The sequence below is a fragment of the Microbispora sp. ATCC PTA-5024 genome (assembly GCF_000511135.2).
Lineage (GTDB): Bacteria > Actinomycetota > Actinomycetes > Streptosporangiales > Streptosporangiaceae > Microbispora > Microbispora corallina.
Window position 1 is genome coordinate 218,158 of the sequence record NZ_KI866527.1, and the last position, 23,466, is coordinate 241,623.

A 23,466-nucleotide genomic window follows, 5' to 3' on the forward strand; every position below is an offset into this window, starting at 1 on the left:
GATCAGATGGTGATGTCCTCCAGCATCTCGGTCACCAGGGCGGCGATCGGCGACCGCTCGGACCTGGTCAGCGTGATGTGCGCGAACAGCGGGTGGCCCTTGAGCTTCTCCACCACGGCGACCACGCCGTCGTGGCGGCCCACCCGCAGGTTGTCGCGCTGGGCGATGTCGTGGGTGAGGACGACCCGGGAGTTGGCCCCGATCCGGGACAGCACGGTGAGCAGCACCCCGCGCTCCAGCGACTGCGCCTCGTCCACGATCACGAACGCGTCGTGGAGCGAGCGGCCCCGGATGTGCGTCAGCGGCAGCACCTCCAGCATGCCGCGGTCGATGACCTCCTCGATGACCTCGGGGGTGGTCACCGCGCCCAGCGTGTCGTAGACCGCCTGGGCCCACGGGCCCATCTTGTCGTTCTCCGTGCCCGGCAGGTAGCCGAGCTCCTGGCCGCCCACGGCGTACAGGGGGCGGAAGACGATGATCTTGCGGTGCTGGCGGCGCTCCAGGACGGCCTCAAGTCCTGCGCACAGCGCGAGGGCCGACTTGCCGGTGCCGGCGCGGCCGCCCATCGAGACGATGCCGACGTCGGGGTCCATCAGCAGGTCGAGGGCGATCCGCTGCTCGGCCGACCGGCCGTGCAGGCCGAAGACCTCGCGGTCGCCGCGGACCAGCCGTACGGACTTGTCCGGCATGACGCGTCCCAGCGCGGAGCCGCGGGCCGACAGGAGCCGCAGGCCCGTGTGGCAGGGCAGGTCGCGGGCCTCGTCCAGCTCGGCCGTGCCGCCTTCGAAGAGCGCCTCCATGTCCTCTGTGGTCACCTGAAGCTCCGCCATGCCGGTCCAGCCGGACTCGACGACCATGCCGGCGCGGTACTCCTCCGCGCTCAGCCCGATCGAGGCGGCCTTGACGCGCATCGGGAGGTCCTTCGACACGAGCACCACGTCACGGCCCTCGGCGGCGAGGTTCTGCGCGACGGTCAGGATGCGGGTGTCGTTGTCGCCCAGCCGGAAGCCCGCTGGGAGGACCGACGGATCACTATGGTTGAGCTCGACCCGGACGGTCCCGTCGCCGATCGGCATCGGGTCGTCCAGCCGTCCGTACCGCACCCGCAGGTCGTCGAGGAATCGCAGGGCCTCGCGCGCGAAATACCCCAGCTCGGGGTGGTGGCGCTTGGCCTCCAACTCGGTGACGACCACGATCGGGATGACGACCTCGTGCTCGTCGAAGCGGCTCATCGCCGCCGGGTCGGCAAGCAGGACCGAGGTGTCCAGAACGTAGGTGCGGGATGCGGACGGGTTGCTCGAGGACACTGCCACGCGTTCTCCCCCGGGCGCCTGAGGACGGCGCCCTGCCTTGACTGGTGGTGAACGGACCGGGCCCGTGACCTGCCGAAGCGGGCCGGGGTTCCGGCCCTCCTCGCACAACGGTGACGCAAGGACGGGCCCTCTCCCGAGGTAAGAGCCATCGATCGGCTCGATGGCCGCTCACTTACCACGGTACGTAACGAATCCCCCAGGCCCAAGAGGTGAACGATGACCGAAAGGGGCTGTTCGCGAACCGTGTCAGGAGCCGTACCGGCGGTGACGTGCGGCGTACGAGCGGAGCGCCCGCAAGAAGTCCACCCTGCGGAAGTCAGGCCAGTAGGCCTCGCAGAAGTAGAACTCGGAGTGGGCGCTCTGCCAGAGCAGGAATCCGGAGAGCCGCTGCTCTCCCGAGGTCCGGATGACGAGGTCCGGATCGGGCAGGCCGCGCGTGTAGAGATGCTCCGCGATGTGCTCCACGTCGAGGACCTCCACGAGGTCCTCGATGCTCGCGCCCTTGCTGGCGTGCTCCTGGAGGAGGGAGCGCACCGCATCAGCGATCTCACGCCTTCCTCCATACCCAACCGCAACGTTCACAATCAGGCCGGGACGATGCGATGTGGTTTCTTTGGCGTGTTTGAGGACACGAGCCGTGTGATCGGGCAGGAGATCGAGCGATCCCATTGGTTTCACGTGCCAGCCCTGGTCGACCAGGTCCTGCACGAGCCCCTCGATGACCTGCAGCAACGGCTCCAGCTCGGCCTTGTCCCTGGCCAGGTTGTCGGTGGAGAGCAGCCACAGCGTCACGTATTCGACCCCGGCCTCGCGGCACCACACGAGCAGCTCGGAGATCTTGTCGGCGCCCTTCTGGTGGCCGCGGCTCACGTCGCGCAGGCCCATCGCGCGCGCCCAACGGCGGTTGCCGTCGACGATGACCCCGACGTGCCGGGGGATCTGGTCGGAGGACATCGTCCGCTCGAGCCGGCGCTCGTACAGCTTGTACACGAGATCGCGCACGCCCATGCAGTCCTCTTCCTCGCGACCGGTTGAGCTCGATCAGCCAATTATCGCGGTCCTGACGGCGTGCCCGGCCCTCGCGGAGGCGTCCGGAGGGAAAGCCGCGGTTGATCGCGGGTGGATTCGCCCCTTCCCCGGCTCACGGAGAGCCGCCGGTTGCGGCCGGCCCGAAATGCGCGCCCGGCCGGCCTCCCCGAGCGTCCCTGGGCCTTCCCGGAAAGCCCTCTAAATGCCGCCCGCGTCGCGCGCGGCCAGCCAGTCGGCGAACGCCCCGGCGTCGGCGCGGGAGCCTCCGCCCGGTTTGGGACGGGTCGCGGCGTACTCGGCGAACAGGCGCCCGAACTCGGCGCCGAGCCGCCCGGCCAGGGCGGGCGCGACCCGGGCCACCGAGCCGCTCCGCTTGGCCACCAGGCTCCGCGCCTGCACACGCACCCGCTCGGCGTCGAAGCCCTCGGGCACCGGGCCGCCGGCGACGAGGGCGGCCAGCAGGTCCGCCTGGCCCGCCGCGAGCGAGGCGCGGGCGCCGTCTCCGGCCTGCTCAGGCACGCGACATCGCCCCCCGGATCCGGCCCAGCTCGCCCGCGAGGACCGCGTCGCTCGGGTACGCGTCGTCCCACTCGAGCAGCACCCCCGGCGGCGAGGCCCGTCCGCACAGCTCGGTCAGCAGGTCGAGCACCTCCCGCGGCGGCGAGGCCGTGTGGGTGTCGTGCCAGATCCCGCCGTGGGCGTGACCGCCCGCCACGTGCACGTACGCCACTTCGTCGAGCGGGAGCGCGTCGAGGGCGGCCCGCGCGTCCAGGCCGAGGTTGACCTCGTTGGTGTACAGGTTGGCCACGTCGACCAGCAGCTTCACGCCGGTCCGCTCGACCAGCTCCCCCAGGAACTGGGCCTCGGTCAGCTCGTCGTCCGGCCAGCCGAACAGCGCCGCGACGTTCTCCAGCGCGAGCGGCACCGGGAGCGACTCCTGCGCGATCCGGACGTTCTCCACGATCACCGACAGCGCGTCGCGGGTGCGGGGCACGGGCAGCAGGTGACCCGCCTCCATGCCGCCGCTCCGCACGAACGCCAGGTGCTCGCTCACGATCGGCGACCCGAGCGCCCCGGCGCAGGCCGCGAGGTGCCCGAGCCGGTCCGGGTCCGGCCGGTCGGCGCCGCCGACCCCGAGGGCCACGCCGTGGGGCACCACGGGGACGCCGCGCCCGCGCAGCACGGCCAGCGACTCCGGCAGCCGCGCGGGCTCGACGTTCTCCGCGATCACCTCGACGAAGCCGACCCCGTCCAGCCGCTCGACCGTGAGGTCGATCTCCGGCCGCCATCCGATGCCCACACCGAGATCACCCACCGCCGCCTCCGCAACCTCCGCCGCCGCACCCGCTCGACCCGCATCCGCTCGATCCGCAGCCGCTCGACCCGCACGAGTGGCCGCCGGAGCCGCAGGAGTGCCCGCCCGAGTGCCCGCCCGAGTGGCCTCCCGAATGCCCGCCGGAGTCCCAGCCCCAGTCTCCCGAATGCGAGGCGGAGTCCCCCGAGCCGTTTCCGGCCACCGGTCCGCCGCCGCAGGAGCCGGAGGCGCACGCCGCCTGCTCGCCGTGCCGCCGGATCTCCTCCCTGGCGATCTCGGCGGCCACGCTCTGGTCGCCGTACTCGCCGAGGCCGTACAGCGCCAAGGCTCCGGTCAAGCCGGCGAAGGCGGCGTCGTCCCCGCCGGTCGCGGCGACGGCGGCCCGCGGCTGCCGGATCCGGGCCCGCTGGAGCACGTCCGCGCCGGGCCCGGTCAGCGGGCTGCGCAGCGACCTCTGGTGGCGCGCCCGGGTGCGTAAGCCGTACACCCCGGCGACGGCGGCGACCAGCACCGCCCCCACGGACACCGGGCTCCACGGGACGACGCCGGCGGCCGGGACCACGAGCAGGGTGGCCTCGACGGCGAAGCAGAGCGCCACGAGCGCGCCCAGCCGCGCGACGAGCCGCCGGGGCCCCTCCAGGGAGCCGTCGGGGAGCAGGAAACCCTGCCCGATGAGGCGGTTCTTCAGCCCGGCCACCGCGATCCCGTCCCCGATCTCGTGTCGGATCTCCCCCGCCGTACGTCCTCCTGGGACGGCGGCCAGGTCGAGGACGGCCTGCTCGACGGGGTGGGGCGTGACCGGGGACGCCCCGGCGACGGCGGTGACCCGCCCGCCGCGCGAGACGCGGATCCAGTCCCGGGCGGCCAGGGCGGCGATGGCTGTGTTGACGGTCCGGCGCGGGCCGCCCGCGAGGTACGCCAGCTCGTAGTGGTCGAGATCGCCCCGGCCGACGGCCGTCACCGAACGGATTCTGCGGTGCTCGCGGCGCAGTGCCGACGCGGCCGATCCGACGAGCGCGGCCGCGGCCAGCGCGGCGAGGAGAAGCACGAACTCCATGTCCGCCCTCCTGGGGGGAAGGAGGGGGGCGCCCCGCTGCCGGCCGGTCTCGTACGGCTCGCGCCCCGTCTACTCGGTAGACGAAGCCCCCGCGGCGAAGGTTCCTCGCGGGGTGGCACGTTCCCACGACGGCCTCCGCGCGCACGGGCCCGCACCCGGAAGGGGGGGCGGGCCCTGCGCGAGGCGCGTCGGCCGAAGCGGTTCACAAGGCCCCGATGCTCGTGCCACAGCTCCCTCGGCATGTGCTCCCCGATGGCCGTTCTCACGGCGCGCCGGGGTCAGGAAGGGCGGCAGGGGCCGGGCGACGAGACGGGGCCCGGGGCGCCCGGACGGTCCTGCGTGGGGCCGACCAGCAGGAGCGCCGCGTCGGGCGCCGACATGACGCCGTCGTGCGCGATCCACGAGCCCGGCACCTGCTCCCGGGCGCCCTCCGCCGTGGCGAACCGGACGTTCGTCACGCCACGCACCCGGAGCAGTGCGCGCACCTCGTCGACCGTCTTCCCGGCGTACCCGGTGCAGTGCAGCGGCTCGCCGGGGGCGTCGATGGGGGCGATGAGCACGTACTTCTCCCCGGGCCGTGCCTTGCGCGCGAGCCTGATGGTGGCCTGTCCGCGGAAGTCCCTGGGGACCTTCAGCCCGATCGTGCACGGGTCACGCCGCAGGCAGTCTCCGGTCCCCTCGATGGTCGTGATTCCCCCGCCGATCGGGCCGGGACCCACAGCCGTGCCCCACATGGCCGGCGTCGCCGGCACGAGCTCGAGGGTGATGTCGAGCCCGAGGCGCCGGAGCTGGGCCTGGTACCGCGCCGGGTCGGCGTACATGTCCTCGACCGTGACCAGGTAGTAGCCGCCCTTCGTCGTGACGTCTAGGGCCGCGGCCGGGCCGGCGCCGAGGCCGAGGGAGCGGGAGTCGCCGGGGAGCGCCCAGGTCACGGCCAGGACGACGGCGGCGAGCGCCGCCGTGACCGGCAGGGCCACCCGCAGTCGCCGCCAGGAGGACGTCCCGGCGACGGGCTCCGCCCGGACCGCCGTGATCTCGTCGAGCAGCTCACGTCCTCCGGGGGTCATCCCCGGGCCGGGGTCGGGGGCGATCCGCGCCACCAGCCCGTCGATGTCAGCCTTCACGATCGTCCTCCTCCCAGCGCCGCGGCGCGTGATCCGTATCGGGACAGGTCGAGTCCGCCGGCGCCGAGTTCCCTCGCGAGGCGCTTCCTGGCGCGGTGCAGGCGGATCCGGGCGGTTCCCGGGGAGCACCCGAGCACCGTCGCGGCCTGGGAGACGCTCAGGCCCTCCCAGCCCACGAGCGACAGCAGTTCCCTGTCGTCGTCCTTCAGCCGCGCGAACGCCTGCCGTACCGCGTCGAGCTCCGGATCGGGGGGCGGCGCGGTCCAGGTCGCCAGCTCGGCGCGCAGCCGTACGGCGAGACCTTCCTGGCGCCTGGCGCTCCGGCGGCCTCCCGCGAGCACCTTGCGGGCGACGCCGTACAGCCACAGGCGGGCCTCCTGCCCGGCGGGCATCTGGTCGATCCGGCGCCAGGCCGTGAGGAACGTCTCCGCCAGGGCGTCGGCCGCGTCGTCGGGACCGTCCACGCGCCGCCGTACGTAGGCCATCAGGGCCGGGTAGTAGGCCAGGTAGATCTCTTCGAAGCGCTTCCGGGGGTCGTCGGGCGGGCCCATGCGTTCCCTTTCGCTTGGGGGCTTCCGACTCACCACATGACCGGTCGCGCGCGAGCGTTACGACCTGATTGCAACCGGAACCTGATCGGACCGCGACGGCCCGCGCGCCTCGGTGGGACGCGCGGGCCGTGCGTGAGAGGCGTCAGCCGAGGCGGTTCACGAGGGCGTGGTACTCGTCCCACAGCTCCTTCGGCATGTGGTCGCCGAAGGCCTCGAAGTGGGGCGGGATCAGCGCGGCCTCCTCGCGCCACACCTCGGGGTCGACGCCGAGCAGGAGCTCCATGTCCTCGGGCGCGATGTCGAGGCCCTCGGTGTCGATCGACGCGGGCAGGTTGCCGATCGGGGACGGCACGGCCTCCGCCGCCCCGTTGAGCCGCTCGACGATCCACTTGAGCACGCGGCTGTTCTCGCCGAAGCCGGGCCACAGGAAGCGGCCGTCCGCGCCCTTGCGGAACCAGTTGACGTAGTAGATCCGCGGCAGCTTCTCCGGGTCGGCCGACCTGCCGACCTCGATCCAGTGGGCGAAGTAGTCGCCCATGTTGTAGCCGCAGAACGGCAGCATGGCGAACGGGTCGCGGCGCAGCTCGCCGACCCTGCCCTCGGCGGCGGCCGTCTTCTCCGACGCCACGTTGGCCCCCAGGAAGACGCCGTGCTGCCAGCTCAGCGACTCGATGACGAGGGGCACGGCGGTGGCCCTGCGGCCGCCGAACAGGATGGCCGAGATCGGCACGCCCGCCGGGTCCTGCCACTCCGGCGCGATGGTCGGGCACTGCTCGGCAGGCGTGGTGAACCTGGCGTTCGGGTGGGCGGCGGGCTCACCGGACTCCGGCGTCCACGAGCGGCCCTTCCAGTCGGTCAGGTGGGCGGGGGGCTCGTCGGTGAGGCCCTCCCACCACACGTCGCCGTCGTCCGTCAGCGCGACGTTCGTGAAGATGCTGTTGCCCCAGAGCGTCTCGATCGCGTTGGCGTTGGTCGAGGCGCCCGTCCCGGGGGCGACGCCGAAGAACCCGGCCTCCGGGTTGATCGCGTACAGGCGGCCGTCCTGGCCGAACCGCATCCAGGCGATGTCGTCGCCGATCGTCTCGACCTTCCAGCCGGGGATCGTGGGCCGGAGCATGGCGAGGTTGGTCTTGCCGCACGCCGACGGGAAGGCCGCCGCCACGTACCGCGGCTCCCCCTGGGGAGGCGTGAGCTTCAGGATCAGCATGTGCTCGGCCAGCCAGCCCTCGTCGCGCGCCATCACGCTGGCGATCCGCAGGGCGTAGCACTTCTTGCCCAGCAGCGCGTTGCCGCCGTATCCCGACCCGTACGACCAGATCTCGCGGGTCTCCGGGAAGTGGCTGATGTACTTCGTCCGGCTGCACGGCCAGGGTACGTCCGCCTGGCCGGGCTCGAGCGGCGCGCCCACGGAGTGGACGGCCCTGACGAAGTCGCCCCGCTCCTCGATCAGGCGCAGCGCCTCCTCGCCCATCCGCGTCATGATCCGCATCGACACGACGACGTACGGCGAGTCGGTGATCTCCACCCCGAGCTGGGAGATCGTGCCGCCGAGGGGGCCCATGCAGAAGGGCACGACGTACATCGTGCGGCCGCGCATGCACCCCCGGAAGAGCGTGGAGAACGTCCGGCGCATCTCGCCGGGCGCGATCCAGTTGTTGGTCGGACCGGCGTCCTCCTCCCGCTCCGAGCAGATGAACGTGCGGTCCTCCACGCGGGCGACGTCGCTCGGGTCGGACGCCGCGTAGAAGCTGTTGGGTCGCTTGACCAGGCGTCTGAACGTGCCCTGCTCGACGAGCAGGTTGGTCAGCCGAGTCCATTCGGCCTCGGAACCGTCGCACCATTCGACCCTGTCGGGCTGCGTGAGCTCCGCGACCCGCGCCACCCAGGCGCCCAGATCGCGGTGTGCGGTGGGAAGCGGTACCTCTACGGAAACGGACACGGGGGCGGCTCCTTAATCTCTCAGGGCCAGGTCATCATCAGCGATGAATAGCCGCCGAATCCAATTGGCGTAGACCACCGAGTTTCCACTCCGTTAATTCGGCGACATTCGTCGCTCACGGCCTCCTGGTGGGCATCAGCCCAGGCAGGGACCGTCAAGTGCGTGGGAGCTTACCCACATCGGCCCGTTCTGAAGAAACATCCCCTTTCCCTTACCCGCCTCCCGTGGCTTACACATTGGTATAGGCCAATGCGAATGGTCCAGACCATTCACAAGAATGGTTCAGTCCACCAGGCCGGGCCCCTCCGCCCGTACGCGGTCGACGTGCTGGAGGGCATCGCGCAGGTCAGCGAGCCACGAATCGGTGTGCTTGCCGACGAGCCGGACGCACCAGGCCAGCGCGTCGCTGCGGCTGCGGGCCACGCCCGCCGCGACCAGGGTGTCCAGCACCTGCCGCTCCGGCTGCCGCAGACGGGTCATCACCGGGACGGACAGAGTGGTGAACATCACTGTCTCTCCGCCCGCGACGACCCCCCAGGACACCTTCCGGCGGAACCGGTGCTCGGCCTCCCTGGCGATCTCCACCCGGCGCTCGCGGGTCTCCTCGCGGAACCGCTCGACGTAGCCCTCGACGGCGGCCTCGCGTTCCAGGTCCGGCAGGCCCTCGGCCACCGTGAGCGGCGCAAGCGTGCCGATGACCGTGATCTCCTCGCGGTCCAGGACGATCTCGGGCCGGTCGGCGAACCAGCCTTCGGGAAGGCGGCCGGCGAACCAGCCTCGCAACTGTTCTTCTGCATCCATGTAATCAAGATTACACCGCTTCGCCCGGCAGACAACGGGCGCAGATATTGACAGTCACTATGTTTTGATAGTTACTTTCAAAACATGGTTACTTCCACTTCTCGGTGGTGGGCGCTCGGCGCCCTCGTGCTCAGCGTCCTGGTCATCGGCATGGACGCGACCGTGCTCAACGTCGCCCTCCCCACGCTCGCGACGGACCTCCACGCGACCACCGGCGACCTGCAGTGGATCGTGGACGCGTACATGGTCCCGTTCGCGGCGCTCATGCTCCCGGCCGGCGCCTTCGGCGACCGCTTCGGCAGGAAGCGACTGCTGCTGGCCGGGCTCGCGGCCTTCGCCGTGGCGTCCGTGATCGCCATGGTCGCCTCCGGAACCGGCCCGCTGATCGCCGCGCGGGCGCTCATGGGGGCCGGCGGCGCGCTGATCATGCCGCTGTCGACGTCGATCCTGCCGGTGATCTTCAGGCCCGCGGAGCGGGGCCGGGCGATCGCGGCCTGGACGGCGGCGATGGCCCTCGGCCTGCCGCTCGGCCCGATCGTCGGCGGCTACCTGCTCGACCACTTCTGGTGGGGCTCGATCTTCCTCGTCAACATCCCCGTCGTGGCGGCCGCGATGCTGGTCACAGCCGTGTCCGTGCCCGAGTCCCGCGACCCGTCGGCGCCCCGGCTGGACCTGATCGGCGCCCTGCTGTCGGTGAGCGGCCTCGCCGCCCTGGTGTACGGGGTCATCGAGGCCCCCTCGCGGGGGTGGGGCGACCCGGCCGTGCTGGCCGGGCTCGGCGCGGGCCTGGTGCTCCTGATCGCGTTCGTCGTGGCGGAGACCCGGCGGTCGCCGGCGATGACGGACCTCGGCCTGTTCCGCAGCCGGGTGTTCGCCTGGGGCGCCGTCGGGGCGACGTTCGTCAGCCTCGGCATGACGGGCGTGCTGTTCGTCGTCCCGCAGTACCTGCAGGCCGTCCTCGGCCACGACGCGTTCGGCACCGGAGTGCGGGTGATCCCCATGGTCGCCGGGCTCATGGCGGGAGGGCTCGTGGGCGAGCGCCTCACGGCCCGGCTCGGCCTGCGCGCGCTGATGACCGCCGGGCTGGTCGTCCTCGCCGCCGGGTTCGGCCTGGGCGCGACCACGGGCGCGGGATCGGGCTACGGCCTGACGGCGGCGTGGCTGGCGGTCCTGGGCGCGGGCGTCGGCCTCGCCATGGTCCCGGCCATGGACGGCGTGCTCGCCACGCTTCCCGAGGAGCGGACCGGGTCGGGCTCGGCGACGCTGCAGACGGTGCGGCAGGTCGGCGGCACGCTCGGCGTGGCGGTGCTGGGCAGCCTGCTGTCGGCCGTCTACGTCGCCGGGCTCCCGTCCGGCGCCCCCGCGGCGGCCGCCGACTCGATCACGGCCGCGGTCGGCGTCGCGGCGCGCACCGGGGACGGCGCCCTGCTGCGGACGGCCAGGGAGGCGTTCGTGAGCGCGATGGACCAGGTCCTGCTCGTGTGCGGCGGCGTGTCGCTGGTCGCCGCCGTCCTGGTCGCCGCGTTCCTACCGAGGAGTACGGCACGGCCCCGGAAGGCGGCAGAATCGGGGCATGAGCTCTCCACAGCGCGCTGACCGCACACCCCCCGCGCCCGACTGCGCTGTCACGAGCCTGCGCGAGCGCAAGAAGGCGAAGACGCGGCGGACGATCCAGGAGGAGGCCCTGCGGCTGTTCGCCCAGCAGGGGTACGACGCGACGACCATCGAGCAGATCGCCGACGCCGCCGAGGTGTCCCCCAGCACGTTCTTCCGCTACTTCCCGACCAAGGAGGACGTGGTCATCCAGGACGACTACGACCCCCTGCTGATGGCGGCCATCAAGGCCCAGCCGGCCGACCTCCCCCCGCTGACCGCCATCCGCGCCGCGTTCCGCTCGGCGTTCGCCCTGATCGCGCAGGACGAGGCCGACCAGGTGCTCACCCGGATGAAGCTGTCCATCAGCGTCCCCGCCCTGCGGGCCCGGACCGTGGAGAACCTGCTGGCCACGATCGACATGCTCGCCGGCGCGGTCGCGGAGCGTTCGGGCAAGGACCCGCGCAGCCCCGCCGTGCGGACCCTCGTCGGGGCGGTCATGGGGATCATGCTCCCGGCCCTGTTCACGTGGGTCGAGCAGGACGGCAGGATCTCGCTGCCGGACCTGCTCGACGAGGCGCTCGGCTACCTGGAGGCCGGGCTGCCGATCTGACCCGCCGGGCGGCCGTCAGCGGACGCGGGCGGCGACGGCGGGGCTCACCCGGACCACGCCCGCGAGGTTCTTCGTGTAGACGTCGGCGATGCGGACCACGTCGCCGGTGTGCGGCGCGTGCAGCATCTTCCCGTTGCCCCAGTAGATCGCCACGTGGGAGATGTATCCGGGGTTGGTCGGGTCGTTGCGCCAGAACAGCAGGTCGCCCGGCTGGGCCTGGGACAGCGGGATCTGCGGCCCGGCCGCCCACTGCTGGGCCGCCACCCGGGGCATCCGCACCCCCGCCTGCCCGTACGCCCACTGGACCAGGCCCGAGCAGTCGAAGCTGTCAGGGCCCTCGGCGCCCCACACGTACGGGCGGCCGAGCTTGCTCACCGCGGCCTGGAGGGCGGTCTGGAGCTGCTGGGGCGCCATGAACGCCGACGCGGGCCAGGCCGTCCGGCCCTTGGGCGCGACCACGACCGGGTTGATCGTGGCGACCTGGCTGCCCTTCGGCAGGATCGACAGGAGCGCGGACCGCAGCTTGCCGGAGTCGACGTCGGGCGCGCTGACGACGAGCGCGTTGCCCTGCGGGACGCCGAGCGCCAGGGCCGTCCGGTGCGAGACGACCGCCGCGATCGACCCCATGCCCACCGTGGCGTACGCCCCGATGCGCAGCTTGCGGCCGCCGCCGTCCACGGTCGAGCCGAGCTTCACGCCGCCGTCGTGGCCGAGCTCGAACGACACGGCCATGTCGCCGTCGGCGATGTTGCGCCACAGGGCGTCGGACGCCGCGGTGATCGAGGGGGTGTAGGCGCGGAACGTCGAGGGGTCGACCCCCATCGTCTGCACCCGTTTGCCGTCCACCAGGACGTCGGCGGCGTCGGTGACCTCGGCGGAGGCCACGCCCTTCTGGTGCCGCACCCTGTCGACCACGTCGGGCGGCAGCGGGTGGTCGGCCACGACGAACAGGTGCGGGCGGATCAGCCGCGTGAGCGGCGCCACCGCGGCCGGCGCCGCCGTGGGCCGCGCCCCGCCCCGGCCGGAGGCGTCCCCGCGCTCCGCGGCGGCGACGTACCCGTGCCCGGGGCGACGCCCGATCTGCACGGCCGCCGTGTCGGACCCGGCCGCCTCGTCCATCCCGGTGAGGATCAGGACGTCGGCCGAGAGCACGGAGACCAGCAGCACGGTGATCAGGGGGACGGCGCGCCGCAGGCCCGCGGCCCTGCGGACGGGGTCCCTGCGAGGCAGTCGTGGCCGGTAGGCGAGGTCCTGCCGGGTCTCCGAGAGCGCCCTGGCGAGGTTCCTGCGGACACGGGTGGAGAAGCGCGCTCGGCGATCGAGCACGATCTCACCCCTTTCCGCGGCAATGGTCCGTTCCACGACGAGATTGCCGCACGGCCGGAATTCCCGCAATCGATTGCGGGAATTCCGGCCGCGGGTGTGTCGCCGAATCAGTTGCCGATGTACGGCACGGCCTCGAGGATCTCGACCGTGTTCTGCCGGCCGTTCGGCAGCGTGTAGCTGGCCTTCTCGCCGACCTTCTTGCCGTTGATGGCGGATCCGAGCGGGGAATTGGGCGAGTACACGTCGATCGGCGCGCCGCTCTCCTCGCGGGAGGCCAGCAGGAAGGTGACCTCCTCGTCGTCGCCGTCGAAGCGGACCGTCACGGTCATGCCGGGACCGACGACGCCTTCGGCGCGGGGGGCCTCGCCCACGCGCGCGCTGTCGAGGATCTGACGGAGGTGGAAGATCCTGGCCTCCATCTTGCCCTGCTCGTCCTTGGCGGCGTGGTAGCCGCCGTTCTCCCGCAGGTCACCCTCTTCCCGGGCGGCTTCGATCTTCTTGGCGATGTCCGTGCGACCCGGGCCCGAAAGGTACTCGTACTCCTCCTTGAGGCGGTCGTACGCCTCTTGCGTCAGCCAGGTGACGTTGTCGTTCTGGGAGACGGCCACGGGCTCTCCTTGTTTCCGTAAGTGACTCGAAGGGCTGCCAAGTTAACGCCCTCGAACGCTTCCCCAAAGATTCCACTATACGAGATCGCAGTAGTCGACCTGAACCGTCGTGGCCTGGGCGCTCGTTCTCAGCTTTTCGGTGAACTGGAGGTCGGACCTCCCCTTGGGCACGTCGACGTCCCGGCCCCCGACCTCCATGTGCTGGTCGTCCACCGCGCGCACGCGGCACGTCGCCGCGCGGTCGGCCGGCTTGTGGACGGTGAAGGTCACCTGCGCGGAGCCGGGCGCGCTCGCGTCGAACGCCACCACCTCCGCGTCGACCACCGGGTTGCCGTGGGCGGCGAGCATGACGTAGCCCCAGCCGCCGGCCATGAGCGCCACGACCAGGCCGATGAGGATGTAGGCCACGAACCGGCCCCGGCCGGGCGGACGCTCCGCGAAGTCGTCCGGGGTGCCGAGGATGGGGCCGGCGCCGGCAGATCCGGGCCGTCGTTCGGCCTCGTCGCTGGCCATGGTGGAATCACCTCGGGAATTGTCGGTGTTGTGCGAGACGATTGGCGTGGTCGTGGCGCCGTCGCCCTCGAGGCGCTTCCGGAGCACACGACCAATTAGAAGCTAACCTCTTCTGGTAGCCGGAAGTCACATGAGGAGAGCCGTGAGTGCATCGTTGAGGCTGATGGCCGTGCACGCGCACCCTGACGACGAGTCGAGCAAGGGCGCGGCGACGATGGCCCGTTACGTCGCCGAGGGGGCGGAGGTCCTCGTGGTGACCTGTACCGGCGGCGAGCGAGGCTCGATCCTCAATCCCAAGATGGACCGTCCCGACATCCTGGAGAACATCGCCGAGGTGCGCCGCCAGGAGATGGAGAAGGCGCGGGAGATCCTCGGCGTCGACCAGCGCTTCCTCGGGTTCGTCGACTCCGGGCTCCCGGAGGACGAGAACGAGCCGCTGCCCGAGGGCTGCTTCGCGCTGCAGCCGATCGAGGTCGCGTCGGCCCCGCTCGTGGCCGCCGTCCGCGAGTTCCGGCCCCACGTGATCCTCACGTACGACGACAACGGCGGCTACCCGCACCCCGACCACATCATGACCAACCGGGTGTCGGTGGAGGCCTTCGAGGCGGCGGGCGACCCGGACCGCTATCCGGGGACGGGCGAGCCGTGGCAGCCGCTCAAGCTCTACTACCACATGGGCTTCACCCGGGAGCGGTTCGAGGCGCTCCACGAGGCCATGACCGAGCGCGGCATGGGCTCGCCGTACGCCGACTGGATCTCGCGCTGGGAGGACCGCCCGGAGAAGTGGGAGGTCACGACCCGGGTGCCATGCGCGGAGTACTTCGAGGTCCGCGACCAGGCGCTGCTCGCCCACGCCACCCAGGTCGACCCGGACGGGTTCTGGTTCGTCTGCCCCCGGGAGGTGCAGGAGGAGGTCTGGCCGACCGAGGACTACCACCTCGCGCGCTCGCTCGTGGACACGACGCTCCCCGAGGACGACCTGTTCGCCGGGATCCACGCCGAGGTCACCCCCGCCTGCCCGTAGGGAGTCCCGGAGATGCGCGCGGCCACGGCGAGGCGCCGTCCCGGCCGCGCGCAGCGGGACGACGGGGCGGGAAACCCGAGCTATAAGCTGAAGACGTGGACTACACCAGCTATGGTCCGGGAGTCATCGCGTTCGCCATCGTCGCGGCGATCGGGCTGGCCCTGTTCTTCCTCCTCAAGTCGATGAACAGGCAGTTCGCCAAGATCCAGACGCCCGACGACCGGCGCGACGACCGCCCGAACGAGAACGGATCCGACACGTGAGCGAGATCGCCGACAACCCGGGCAAGTCGCGGTACGAGATCACGGTCGACGGCCGGCTGGCCGGATTCGCGCAGTACAAGCTGCGCGGCGACACGATCGTGTTCACCCACACCGAGATCGGCGAGGAGTTCGAAGGCAAGGGCCTGGGCAGCGCGCTGGTCCGGACCGCCCTCGACGGGGCGCGGGACGCCGGGCTGACGGTGGCGCCGCTGTGCCCGTTCGTCTCCGCCTACATCAAGCGGCACCAGGAGTACGCCGACCTGGTCGGCGACGCCTACCGCTCCGAGGTCACCGACTGACCCTCCCGCCCGGTCACTCCGGCGGGATCGAGCCCGACCAGGCGCGCTCCAGGGCCTTGGGCAGGCCCCACCAGCCGAGCGGGGTGAGCACCTCGGCCCGGTTGACGATGCCGAGGTGCGCCCACAGCGGGGTGACGGCGGTGAAGAGCATCTCCGTCGCCTCGAGGTCCTCCGGCTCGTCGGGTTCGACGTCCACGTCTTCGGAGTCGGCGATGAACCGGGCGATCCGCTCCGGCGAGGCGAGCACCCCGGGGCCGTACCTGACCAGGGTCGTCACGGCGGCGAGCCAGTCGGCGTGGTGGATGGCGCACAGCGAGGCCAGGATCGAGTCCTCGTGGGAGAGCTCGCCCTCCATGTCGAAGAAGCGGGCCGCGTCCTCCTCGTCGGGGAGGTCGGATATCGGCGCCGCGATGCCGGCGGCGACGGCCAGCCAGAGGTCCTCGTCGCGCTCGGGCAGCGCGTTCTCGTCGAGCCCGGCGCAGGCCCGCAGCACGTTCCCCGGGTAGCCGGGCCTGGTCAGCGTGACGCGCAGCCGGGTGGCGGCCGACCGGAGGTCTCCCGCGGGGAAGGGCGGCTCGGGCAGGTCGTCGAGCAGCCGGCGCAGCTCGCTGAGCGCGAAGGCCTCCTCCTCGTCCCAGGCGGCGTAGAGCTCCTGGTCCTGCTCGTCGTTGACCACCACGTTCGGCACGCGGCCGTCGGGCAGCGGGGTGCCGAGCCAGCGCTCCTGGAGGTCCTCGTAGGCGTGCCGGGCGTCGGGGTCGCCCGCGGCCAGGGCGTCCGCGTCGATCTCCCCCTCGGCCAGCCGCTCCTCGAGGAACTCGACCAGCCGCTCGTACATCTCGGTGGCCACCGGGCCGCGCTCGGTCTCCTCCGGCCACAGGAAGTAGCTGCGGGTCAGCATGATCGGCTCGGTGCCGCTCGACTCCAGCCAGCGCTGCACGTCGCCGACCGTCGCCACCCCCGACTCGATCCTCGTAAGGATGGCCTTGGCCGACTCCCAGAAGGTCACGGACAGCGGGTTGCCGGCCGCCAGAAGCTGGCGGCGCAGGTCCGGCAGGGCCACCAGGGCCTGCCCCGTGGGCACCGCGAGCAGGGCACGCGCCACGTCACGCCGGGTCAGCGCCACGGCCGGCCGGCCCGAGTGCCTGATCGCGAAGTCCAGATCCACGCCCACGTCCTGTGAGCCTACGCCGGGCCGCGCGCGAACACACCCCCACGGTTCCCACCTGCGTGCCTCGCCGCCGTAACGGAACCCCCAGCCCCGGATTTCGCCAGGTGGGGGTCCCCCGAGCAGACTGGGCGGGGTAGGGATCGCACCGGCTGGGGAGAGGACCTCGATGAACCGCCTGAAGGACGCCACGAGCCCGTATCTCCTGCAGCACGCCGCCAACCCGGTGGACTGGCACCAGTGGGGGGACGAGGCGTTCGCGGAGGCCCGCCGCCGCGACGTCCCCCTGCTGATCAGCGTCGGCTACTCCGCCTGCCACTGGTGCCACGTGATGGCGCACGAGTCGTTCGAGGACGAGGCGACGGCCCGGCTCATGAACGACCTGTTCGTCAACGTCAAGGTCGACCGCGAGGAGCGGCCGGACGTCGACGCCGTCTACATGAGCGCCACGCAGGCGATGACCGGGCAGGGCGGCTGGCCCATGACGGTCTTCGCCACCCCCGACGGCCATCCGTTCTACACGGGCACCTACTTCCCGCGCGCGCACTTCCAGCGCCTGCTGCTGGGGGTCGCCGAGGCGTGGCGGAACGAGCGGACCGCCGTCGTCGGGCAGGGCGCGAAGGTGGTCGAGGCCCTCACCGAACGCACCGGCGTCCCCTCCGGTCCCCTGCCGTCGGCGGAGGACCTGGAGCACGCCGTACGGGACCTGGCCCGTGCCTTCGACCGGCAGCGCGGCGGGTTCGGCGGCGCGCCGAAGTTCCCCCCGTCGATGGTCCTGGAGTTCCTGCTGCGGCACGGCACGCCCGAGGCGCTCGCCATGGCCGAGACGACGATGGAGGCCATGGCCAGGGGCGGGATCTACGACCAGCTCGGCGGCGGCTTCGCCCGCTACTCGGTGGACGCCTCCTGGGTGGTGCCCCACTTCGAGAAGATGCTCTACGACAACGCGCTGCTGCTGCGGGTCTACGCGCACTGGTGGAGGTCGTCCGGGTCCGTCCTCGCCCGCCGCGTGGCGCTGGAGACGGCCGACTGGCTGCTCCGCGAGATGCGCACCCCCGAGGGCGGCTTCGCCTCCGCGCTCGACGCCGACAGCGAGGGGCCGGACGGCTCCCACGGCGAGGGGCTTTACTACGTCTGGACGCCCGACAAGCTGCGGGAGGTCCTCGGCCAGGAGGACGGCGACTGGGCGGCGGCGCTGTTCGAGGTGACCGGCACGTTCGAGCACGGCAACTCGGTGCTCCAGCTTCCACACGACCCCGGCGATCCCGGCCGGTTCGCGCGGGTGCGCGCGGCGCTGTCCGAGGCGCGCGAACGGCGGCCCCGGCCGGGCCGGGACGACAAGGTCGTGGCGGCCTGGAACGGCCTGGCCGTCGCCGCGCTGGCCGAGGCGGGCGCGCTGTTCGAGCGTCCCGACCTCGTCGACGCCGCCCGGGCGGCCGCCGTGCTGCTCGACGACCTGCACACCGCGAGCCGCGGACCGGCCAGGCTGCTGCGCACCTCCAGGGACGGCCGGGCGGGCGCCAACGCCGGCGTGCTGGAGGACTACGCCGACGTCGCCGAGGGGTTCCTCGCCCTGTACGGGGTGACCGGCGAGACCCGCTGGTTCGAGCGCGCGGGCGACCTGCTGGAGACCGTGCTCACCAGGTTCCCCGACGGCTCGGGCGGGCTCTTCGACGTCCCCGACGACGGCGAGCGGCTCTTCCAGCGGCCCCAGGACCCGACCGACAACGCCACGCCGTCCGGCCAGTTCGCCGCGGCCGGGGCCCTGCTGTCGTACGCGGCCCTGACCGGGTCGGAGCGGCACCGGGAGGCGGCCGAGGCGGCGCTGGGCGCGGTCTCGACGCTGGCCCGCCAGTACGCCCGCTTCGCCGGGTGGGGGCTGGCGGTGGCCGCGGCGGCGCTGCGCGGCCCGGCCGAGGTCGCGATCGTGGGCCCGGAGGACGACCCGCGGACGGCGGCCCTGCACCGCGCCGCCCTGATGTCGGGCGCGCCCGGCCTCGTCGTCGCGCTCGGCGACGGATCGGACGCCGTGGTGCCGCTGCTGGAGGGGCGCGGGCCGGTCGGCGGCGAGCCCGCGGCCTACGTGTGCCGCCGCTTCACCTGCCGGGCCCCGGTCACCACCGTGTCCGCCCTCCGCGCCGAACTCGCCGGCTGACCGGCCCGTCCTGCGGGGGTCACCCTGCCGGGGTGACGGTCGCGGGCGGGGGCTCGCCGTCGGAGCCGGCGCCGTCTCCGCCACCGTCTCCGCCACCGTCACCGCCGAGGCCGGTGCCGTCGCCCGTACGGCCGTTGCCGTCGGGCGAACCGATGTCGCCGGGCGGGTTCCCCGGCGGCGTCTCCTGCGCCGGTCCGCCTCCCGGCCCACCGCCCGGGCCGCCGCCCGCAACGCCAGGCCCGGCGCCGGGGCCCTGCGAGGGGAACGGCGCCGAGGGGTCGCCCTGGCCGGGGAACGTCGTCTGGCCGCCCATCTGGTCGGGCCGGACCGCCGAGTAGCCGTCCCAGTAGTTGTAGGGGTCCCAGGTGACCGGGTCGGGGAACTGCTTGACCGGCTTGCCGTCCATGGCCTCGGTCATGAACGCCTTCCAGATCTGCGCGGGCAGCGACCCGCCGAACAGCTCGCCGTAGCCGGGGACGCTCACCGGCTTGTTGTCGTCACGGAACATGTTCACGGCGACGGCCATCTGCGGCACGAAGCCCGAGAACCAGACGGCGGACGACTTGTCGGTGGTGCCGGTCTTGCCGGCGACCGGACGGTCCCACAGGCGGGCCGCGGTGCCCGTCCCGCCGCGCACCACCTGCTCCATGGCGTACGTCGCGTCGGCCGCCGTCTCCTCGCGGAAGGCCCGCCTCCCGGGTGCGGTGATCTTCCTGGTGACGCCGCCGGCGTCGGTCACCGACCTGATCACGTGGGCGTCGTGGTGGACGCCCAGGGCGGCGAACGTCGCGAAGCCCGAGGCCTGCTGGACCGCGCTGACGGAGGCGACGCCGAGCGGGAAGGTGGCGGCCGACTCGTGCGGCGTGAGCTGGCCGGCGGGGATCCCGGCCGCCTCCGCCATGGCGGCCACCTTGCCGAGCCCGACCTTCTGCCCCAGGTCGACGAAGGCCGTGTTCACCGAGTTGCGGGTCGCCTCGACGAGGTTGATCTCCGGCCCGTACGACGTCCCGCCCGAGTTGGGGATGTCGGCGTTGCCGATCCGGATGGGCGAGTTGCCGTACACGAGGGTGTCGAGGCCGAAGCCCGCCTCCAGCGCGGCCGCGAGCGTGTACGGCTTGAACGTCGAGCCGGCCTGGACCTTGGCCGAGAACGCGTTGTCGTACTGGTTGGTCTCGTAGCGGCCGCCGTAGAACGCCACGACCTCGCCGGTCGCGGGATCGACCGCGGCCAGGCCGGTGCGCACCTTCTTGGGCGTGCCGTCCGGCAGGACCGACTTCACGGCCTGCTGGGCCAGGCCCATCAGCTTCTTGTCGAAGGTGGTGGTGACCTTCAGGCCGCCCTGGTTGATGTCCTCGTCGGTGTACCCGAGCCGGTTGAGCTCGGCCCGGACCTGGGCGAGCATGTAGCCGTTCTGGCCGCCGAGCGACAGCGGCGCCTTCTGCTTGGCGAGCGTGGGGAAGGCCAGCCGGTCGGCGTCGGCCCGGCTGAGCGCCCCGATCTGGACCATGCCGTCGACGACCGACCTCCACCTGGCCTGGACGGCCACCAGGTCCTCCCCCTTCGGGTCGGCGAACCGGGTGGGCTGCTGGATCACCGCGGCCAGGTAGGCGCCCTGGGCCGTCGAGAGGTCCTCGACGTTCACGCCGAAGTAGGCCTTGGCCGCCGCCTGGACGCCGTACGCGCCGCGGCCGAAGTAGATCGTGTTGAGGTACCGCTCCAGGACCCAGTCCTTGGGCTTCGACCCGTCCACCTTCAGCGCGATCATGATCTCTTTGAGCTTGCGCGAAATGGAGCGTTCCTGGCCGAGGCCGCTGTAGTAGTTGCGGACCATCTGCTGGGTGATCGTGGACCCGCCCTGGAGCTGCCGCCCGGTGATCGTGGACCACATGGCCCGGGCCGTGCCGGACAGCGACACGCCCTGGTCCTGGTAGAACGTCCGGTTCTCGGCGGCGATCACGGCGTCGCGGACGCTCTTGGGCACCTCGGAGATCGGCACGTTCTTGCGGTTGACGCCCTCGGTGGCGAGGACGGTCCTGCCGTCCCGGTAGTAGATGACCGAGCCCTGAGCGGTGGCGAGCTGCTGGGCGCTGCCGGGGATGGGCGTGAGCACCCACACGAGACCGAGGAACGCGGTGAGCCCGAGGATCATCGCGCCGAGGACGGCAAGCAGGACACGCGGCAGCCGCTTGCGCCGCCGCGGCTTCCCGGCGGCGCCCTCCTCGACGGCCGGGCTGACCGGCTCCGTGGGGCGTTCGTCGCCGCTGTCCACGCGTTTCCCCCCGATATGTCCGCTTGCGCCCGTGAGCTGGGCGGATGCAACCACGGTAAACGATGGACCACGATGGTCGGCACCCTCAGGCGCCGGTCCGGCCGCCCGCGGCGGCGACGAGCGGCAGCGTCCGGTACGGCACCGGCGTGTCCAGGGCGATCACCGACGAGGTGCGCACGACGCCCTGGACGTCGACGATGCGGTCGATGACGCGCTGCAGGTCGGCGTTGCTGCCGGCGACCACCCGGCAGAGCATGTCGCCGCCTCCGGTGATCGTGTGGACCTCCAGGACCTCGGGGATCAGCGCGAGCTGGTCGGCGACCGGCACGTGCCCGGACACCTGCCGGATCTGCAGGGTCACGAACGCCGTGACGTCGAAGCCGAGGGCGCCCGGGTCGACGTCCGGGCCGTACCCGGTGATCACGCCGCGGGCGGCCAGCCGGTCGAGCCGCGCCTGGACCGTCCCCCTGGCGACGTTCAGCCGCCGCGAGCTCTCGAGGACCCCGATGCGCGGCTCGGCGGCCAGCAACGCGATGAGCCGGGCGTCGAGCTGATCAATCGTCACACCGTCCTCCTTCCATCCAGACCGGGCTCTGTGCAGATTGTCCACTGATTCAGCTCACTGTTGCACAAATTGGGCACCTCGGCCGAGAGTTGTCACATGAACGATGTCTTTCCGGTGCACGGCATGGATGCGGTGGTCTTCGCGGTCGGCAACGCGAAGCAGGCCGCCCACTACTACTCGACCGCTTTCGGGATGCGGCTCGCGGCCTACCGGGGGCCGGAGACCGGCAGCCCCGACGAGGTGGCGTACGTGCTGACGTCGGGCTCTGCCCGGTTCGAGCTGAGGGGCTCGGTGCGCCCGGGCACGTGGCTCGCCCGGCACGTGGCCGACCACGGGGACGGCGTCATCGACCTGGCGCTCGACGTGCCCGACGTGGAGGCGGCCTACCGGCACGCGCTGGAGCAGGGCGCCCGCGGCCTCGCCGAGCCCCACGTCGTGGAGGACGAGCACGGCAAGATCGTGGTCGCGGCCATCGCCGCCTACGGCGAGACCCGGCACACCCTGATCGACCGGTCGAACTACACCGGCCCCTATCTGCCCGGATACGTCGCGGCCGAGCCCATCGTCGCGGCCCCCGACGTGCGGAACGGCCGGTTCTTCCAGGCCGTCGACCACTGCGTGGGCAACGTCGAGCAGATGGACGAGTGGGTGGAGTTCTACGAGCGGGTCATGGGCTTCACCAAGATGGCGGAGTTCATCGGCGACGACATCGCGACCGAGTACTCGGCGCTGATGTCCAAGGTCGTCGCGGACGGCACCCGCAAGGTGAAGTTCCCGCTCAACGAGCCCGCGGTCGGCAAGAAGAAGTCGCAGATCGAGGAGTACCTCGAGTTCTACGGCGGCCCGGGCGTGCAGCACATCGCGCTGGCCACCAACGACATCCTCGCCACCGTCGACCACATGAGGAAGGCGGGCGTCGAGTTCCTCGACACGCCCGACTCGTACTACGACGACCCGGCGCTGCGCGCCAGGATCGGCGAGGTGCGGGTGCCGGTCGAGGAGCTCAAGAGCCGGCGCATCCTCGTCGACCGCGACGAGGACGGCTACCTCCTGCAGATCTTCACCAAGCCCGTGGTGGACCGCCCGACCGTGTTCTTCGAGCTCATCGAGCGGCACGGGTCCCTCGGCTTCGGCAAGGGCAACTTCAAGGCCCTTTTCGAGGCCATCGAGCGCGAACAGGCCCGCCGCGGCACCCTGTGACACCGCACGCAGGCTTTGCCCTTCGGCGGCTTTGCCCGGGCGGCGGCGTGGTGACCAACCAGCCATGGGAGCACCGCCGCCGCCTCCGGGCGGGCCGCACGAGCCGCAGGTCCCCTGGTCTCCCCTCCCGCTGGGGAAGACGGCCCCGCCGCTGGCCGGCCGCTGGCGCCGCCTGTTCGCCGGCGTCACCGACGGTGTGATCGTCTCGCTCGTCTCGGCGCCGTTCACCTGGAGCAGCTGGCGGATGGTCTGGAACCCCGCCACCGGGTCGTTGACGAGCGTCCGGGTGACCCACGCCGCCGTGGCGGGGGTGATCGCCTTCCTCTACTACTGGGCGCTCCAGTCGTTCTGGCGGGGCCGGACCCTCGGCAAGGCGCTGTTCGGCATGCGGGTCGCCCGGGACGACGGCGAGCCCGCCGGGCCTGGGCGGATCGCGGTCCGCCAGCTCGTGGAGGTCGTCCTGGGCTGGCTGTGCTGCCTCGGCCTGGTCAACCTCGCCTGGATCCTGTTCGACCGGCGCAAGCAGGCGCTGCACGACAAGGCGGCCGGGACGCTCGTGGTCGACACCTGAGACACGGCCCTGTCACGTCCCTGACCTGCGAGATTGTTCGCGTATGGTGGACGGACCTATGTCTGCGAACCGTTACCCCATCACGCTTTCCCTGACCGCCGCGATCTCCGCCGTACTGCTCGGAGCCGGCGCGGCCTGCGCCGCGTCCGAGGGCGCGGCCGCCGCGCCGA

At 72.2% G+C, this 23,466-nt stretch carries 23 protein-coding genes; 8 read left to right on the plus strand and 15 right to left on the minus strand.

Features of this window, described 5'->3' with window-relative positions:
* Window positions 1–2: 2 nt before the first annotated feature.
* The 9 genes from MPTA5024_RS35475 to MPTA5024_RS35515 all read right to left on the minus strand — a co-directional run bounded on the left by MPTA5024_RS35475 (window position 3) and on the right by MPTA5024_RS35515 (window position 9,129).
* Window positions 3–1,313 carry a PhoH family protein gene (locus MPTA5024_RS35475; RefSeq protein ID WP_036332376.1) on the minus strand — a complete coding sequence of 437 codons (1,311 nt, stop codon included), beginning with the start codon at window positions 1,311–1,313 and terminating at the stop codon, window positions 3–5.
* 246 nt (window positions 1,314–1,559) lie between these two features.
* Entirely contained in the window at window positions 1,560–2,321 is a 762-nt protein-coding gene (locus MPTA5024_RS35480) for an isoprenyl transferase (RefSeq protein ID WP_036332378.1), read from the minus strand.
* 219 nt (window positions 2,322–2,540) lie between these two features.
* Window positions 2,541–2,861 carry a hypothetical protein gene (locus tag MPTA5024_RS43005; protein ID WP_036332380.1) on the minus strand — a complete coding sequence of 107 codons (321 nt, stop codon included), beginning with the start codon at window positions 2,859–2,861 and terminating at the stop codon, window positions 2,541–2,543.
* Window positions 2,854–3,657 carry a DUF692 domain-containing protein gene (locus MPTA5024_RS35490; protein WP_036332382.1) on the minus strand — a complete coding sequence of 268 codons (804 nt, stop codon included), beginning with the start codon at window positions 3,655–3,657 and terminating at the stop codon, window positions 2,854–2,856. The genes MPTA5024_RS43005 and MPTA5024_RS35490 overlap by 8 nt, the downstream gene beginning before the upstream one ends.
* On the minus strand, window positions 3,650–4,714 hold the full coding sequence (locus MPTA5024_RS44075) for a TIGR04222 domain-containing membrane protein (RefSeq protein WP_036332384.1): 1,065 nt from the start codon (window positions 4,712–4,714) through the stop codon (window positions 3,650–3,652). Before MPTA5024_RS44075 ends, MPTA5024_RS35490 begins: the two co-directional genes overlap by 8 nt.
* A 278-nt stretch (window positions 4,715–4,992) precedes the next feature.
* Window positions 4,993–5,838 carry a hypothetical protein gene (locus MPTA5024_RS35500; RefSeq protein WP_036332386.1) on the minus strand — a complete coding sequence of 282 codons (846 nt, stop codon included), beginning with the start codon at window positions 5,836–5,838 and terminating at the stop codon, window positions 4,993–4,995.
* Entirely contained in the window at window positions 5,835–6,389 is a 555-nt protein-coding gene (locus tag MPTA5024_RS35505) for an RNA polymerase sigma factor (protein WP_036332387.1), read from the minus strand. The genes MPTA5024_RS35500 and MPTA5024_RS35505 overlap by 4 nt, the downstream gene beginning before the upstream one ends.
* Before the next feature lie 142 nt (window positions 6,390–6,531).
* Window positions 6,532–8,328 carry a phosphoenolpyruvate carboxykinase (GTP) gene (locus MPTA5024_RS35510; protein WP_036332389.1) on the minus strand — a complete coding sequence of 599 codons (1,797 nt, stop codon included), beginning with the start codon at window positions 8,326–8,328 and terminating at the stop codon, window positions 6,532–6,534.
* Window positions 8,329–8,610: 282 nt separating this feature from the next.
* Window positions 8,611–9,129 (minus strand): hypothetical protein, encoded by a 519-nt coding sequence (locus MPTA5024_RS35515; RefSeq protein ID WP_036332391.1) that lies wholly within the window; start codon window positions 9,127–9,129, stop codon window positions 8,611–8,613.
* Between the two features lie 84 nt (window positions 9,130–9,213).
* Here MPTA5024_RS35515 and MPTA5024_RS35520 point away from each other — a divergent pair, with 84 nt between their 5' ends.
* Both MPTA5024_RS35520 and MPTA5024_RS35525 read left to right on the plus strand, forming a co-directional pair.
* Window positions 9,214–10,725 carry a DHA2 family efflux MFS transporter permease subunit gene (locus MPTA5024_RS35520; protein ID WP_036332393.1) on the plus strand — a complete coding sequence of 504 codons (1,512 nt, stop codon included), beginning with the start codon at window positions 9,214–9,216 and terminating at the stop codon, window positions 10,723–10,725.
* The gene (locus MPTA5024_RS35525; RefSeq protein WP_051459075.1) at window positions 10,703–11,335 is read left to right on the plus strand and encodes an acyl-CoA-like ligand-binding transcription factor; all 633 of its coding nucleotides are present in this window, start codon (window positions 10,703–10,705) and stop codon (window positions 11,333–11,335) included. The genes MPTA5024_RS35520 and MPTA5024_RS35525 overlap by 23 nt, the downstream gene beginning before the upstream one ends.
* A 15-nt stretch (window positions 11,336–11,350) precedes the next feature.
* Here the strand turns inward: MPTA5024_RS35525 and MPTA5024_RS35530 are convergent, their stop codons facing one another.
* From MPTA5024_RS35530 to MPTA5024_RS35540, 3 genes are all read right to left on the minus strand, one after another.
* Window positions 11,351–12,661: a C40 family peptidase gene (locus tag MPTA5024_RS35530; protein ID WP_232326783.1), complete on the minus strand. Its 1,311-nt coding sequence runs from the start codon at window positions 12,659–12,661 to the stop codon at window positions 11,351–11,353.
* Window positions 12,662–12,768: 107 nt separating this feature from the next.
* Window positions 12,769–13,269, minus strand: a complete 501-nt coding sequence (gene greA, locus MPTA5024_RS35535) for a transcription elongation factor GreA (protein WP_036332395.1) — start codon at window positions 13,267–13,269, stop codon at window positions 12,769–12,771.
* A gap of 75 nt (window positions 13,270–13,344) precedes the next feature.
* Window positions 13,345–13,782, minus strand: coding sequence for a DUF4307 domain-containing protein (locus tag MPTA5024_RS35540; protein ID WP_036332396.1), 438 nt, complete (start codon window positions 13,780–13,782; stop codon window positions 13,345–13,347).
* 142 nt (window positions 13,783–13,924) lie between these two features.
* Between MPTA5024_RS35540 and mca the strand changes: the two genes are divergently transcribed.
* The 3 genes from mca to MPTA5024_RS35550 all read left to right on the plus strand — a co-directional run bounded on the left by mca (window position 13,925) and on the right by MPTA5024_RS35550 (window position 15,368).
* A complete protein-coding gene (gene mca / locus MPTA5024_RS35545) occupies window positions 13,925–14,806 on the plus strand; it encodes a mycothiol conjugate amidase Mca (protein ID WP_036332398.1) in 882 nt (293 codons plus the stop codon).
* A 95-nt stretch (window positions 14,807–14,901) separates the two neighbouring features.
* Window positions 14,902–15,069 (plus strand): hypothetical protein, encoded by a 168-nt coding sequence (locus tag MPTA5024_RS41600; RefSeq protein ID WP_157099901.1) that lies wholly within the window; start codon window positions 14,902–14,904, stop codon window positions 15,067–15,069.
* A complete protein-coding gene (locus MPTA5024_RS35550; protein WP_036332399.1) occupies window positions 15,066–15,368 on the plus strand; it encodes a GNAT family N-acetyltransferase in 303 nt (100 codons plus the stop codon). The genes MPTA5024_RS41600 and MPTA5024_RS35550 overlap by 4 nt, the downstream gene beginning before the upstream one ends.
* A gap of 13 nt (window positions 15,369–15,381) precedes the next feature.
* Here MPTA5024_RS35550 and MPTA5024_RS35555 read toward each other — a convergent pair whose 3' ends face one another.
* Window positions 15,382–16,542 carry a hypothetical protein gene (locus MPTA5024_RS35555; RefSeq protein WP_036332400.1) on the minus strand — a complete coding sequence of 387 codons (1,161 nt, stop codon included), beginning with the start codon at window positions 16,540–16,542 and terminating at the stop codon, window positions 15,382–15,384.
* Window positions 16,543–16,705: 163 nt separating this feature from the next.
* Here MPTA5024_RS35555 and MPTA5024_RS35560 point away from each other — a divergent pair, with 163 nt between their 5' ends.
* Entirely contained in the window at window positions 16,706–18,691 is a 1,986-nt protein-coding gene (locus tag MPTA5024_RS35560; protein WP_036332402.1) for a thioredoxin domain-containing protein, read from the plus strand.
* Window positions 18,692–18,710: 19 nt separating this feature from the next.
* On the opposite strand, the gene MPTA5024_RS35565 is transcribed toward MPTA5024_RS35560, so the two are convergent.
* Both MPTA5024_RS35565 and MPTA5024_RS35570 read right to left on the minus strand, forming a co-directional pair.
* Window positions 18,711–20,960 carry a transglycosylase domain-containing protein gene (locus MPTA5024_RS35565; RefSeq protein ID WP_232326784.1) on the minus strand — a complete coding sequence of 750 codons (2,250 nt, stop codon included), beginning with the start codon at window positions 20,958–20,960 and terminating at the stop codon, window positions 18,711–18,713.
* An 85-nt stretch (window positions 20,961–21,045) separates the two neighbouring features.
* The gene (locus MPTA5024_RS35570; protein WP_036332404.1) at window positions 21,046–21,525 is read right to left on the minus strand and encodes an Lrp/AsnC family transcriptional regulator; all 480 of its coding nucleotides are present in this window, start codon (window positions 21,523–21,525) and stop codon (window positions 21,046–21,048) included.
* 96 nt (window positions 21,526–21,621) lie between these two features.
* On the opposite strand from MPTA5024_RS35570, the gene hppD reads away from it, so the two are divergent.
* Both hppD and MPTA5024_RS35580 read left to right on the plus strand, forming a co-directional pair.
* Window positions 21,622–22,725, plus strand: a complete 1,104-nt coding sequence (gene hppD, locus MPTA5024_RS35575) for a 4-hydroxyphenylpyruvate dioxygenase (protein WP_036332406.1) — start codon at window positions 21,622–21,624, stop codon at window positions 22,723–22,725.
* Window positions 22,726–22,789: 64 nt separating this feature from the next.
* A complete protein-coding gene (locus MPTA5024_RS35580) occupies window positions 22,790–23,296 on the plus strand; it encodes an RDD family protein (protein ID WP_036332408.1) in 507 nt (168 codons plus the stop codon).
* Window positions 23,297–23,466 lie beyond the last annotated feature (170 nt).

Excerpts from the sequence above, each read along its gene's own strand:
- MPTA5024_RS35480 (WP_036332378.1), bottom strand. The coding sequence starts at position 2,321 with ATGGGCGTGCGCGATCTCGTGTACAAGCTGTACGAGCGCCGGCTCGAG.
- MPTA5024_RS44075 (WP_036332384.1), bottom strand. The coding sequence starts at position 4,714 with ATGGAGTTCGTGCTTCTCCTCGCCGCGCTGGCCGCGGCCGCGCTCGTC.
- MPTA5024_RS35505 (WP_036332387.1), bottom strand. The coding sequence starts at position 6,389 with ATGGGCCCGCCCGACGACCCCCGGAAGCGCTTCGAAGAGATCTACCTG.
- MPTA5024_RS35515 (WP_036332391.1), bottom strand. The coding sequence starts at position 9,129 with ATGGATGCAGAAGAACAGTTGCGAGGCTGGTTCGCCGGCCGCCTTCCC.
- MPTA5024_RS35520 (WP_036332393.1), top strand. The coding sequence starts at position 9,214 with ATGGTTACTTCCACTTCTCGGTGGTGGGCGCTCGGCGCCCTCGTGCTC.
- MPTA5024_RS35525 (WP_051459075.1), top strand. The coding sequence starts at position 10,703 with ATGAGCTCTCCACAGCGCGCTGACCGCACACCCCCCGCGCCCGACTGC.
- MPTA5024_RS35540 (WP_036332396.1), bottom strand. The coding sequence starts at position 13,782 with ATGGCCAGCGACGAGGCCGAACGACGGCCCGGATCTGCCGGCGCCGGC.
- MPTA5024_RS35560 (WP_036332402.1), top strand. The coding sequence starts at position 16,706 with ATGAACCGCCTGAAGGACGCCACGAGCCCGTATCTCCTGCAGCACGCC.
- hppD (WP_036332406.1), top strand. The coding sequence starts at position 21,622 with ATGAACGATGTCTTTCCGGTGCACGGCATGGATGCGGTGGTCTTCGCG.
- MPTA5024_RS35580 (WP_036332408.1), top strand. The coding sequence starts at position 22,790 with ATGGGAGCACCGCCGCCGCCTCCGGGCGGGCCGCACGAGCCGCAGGTC.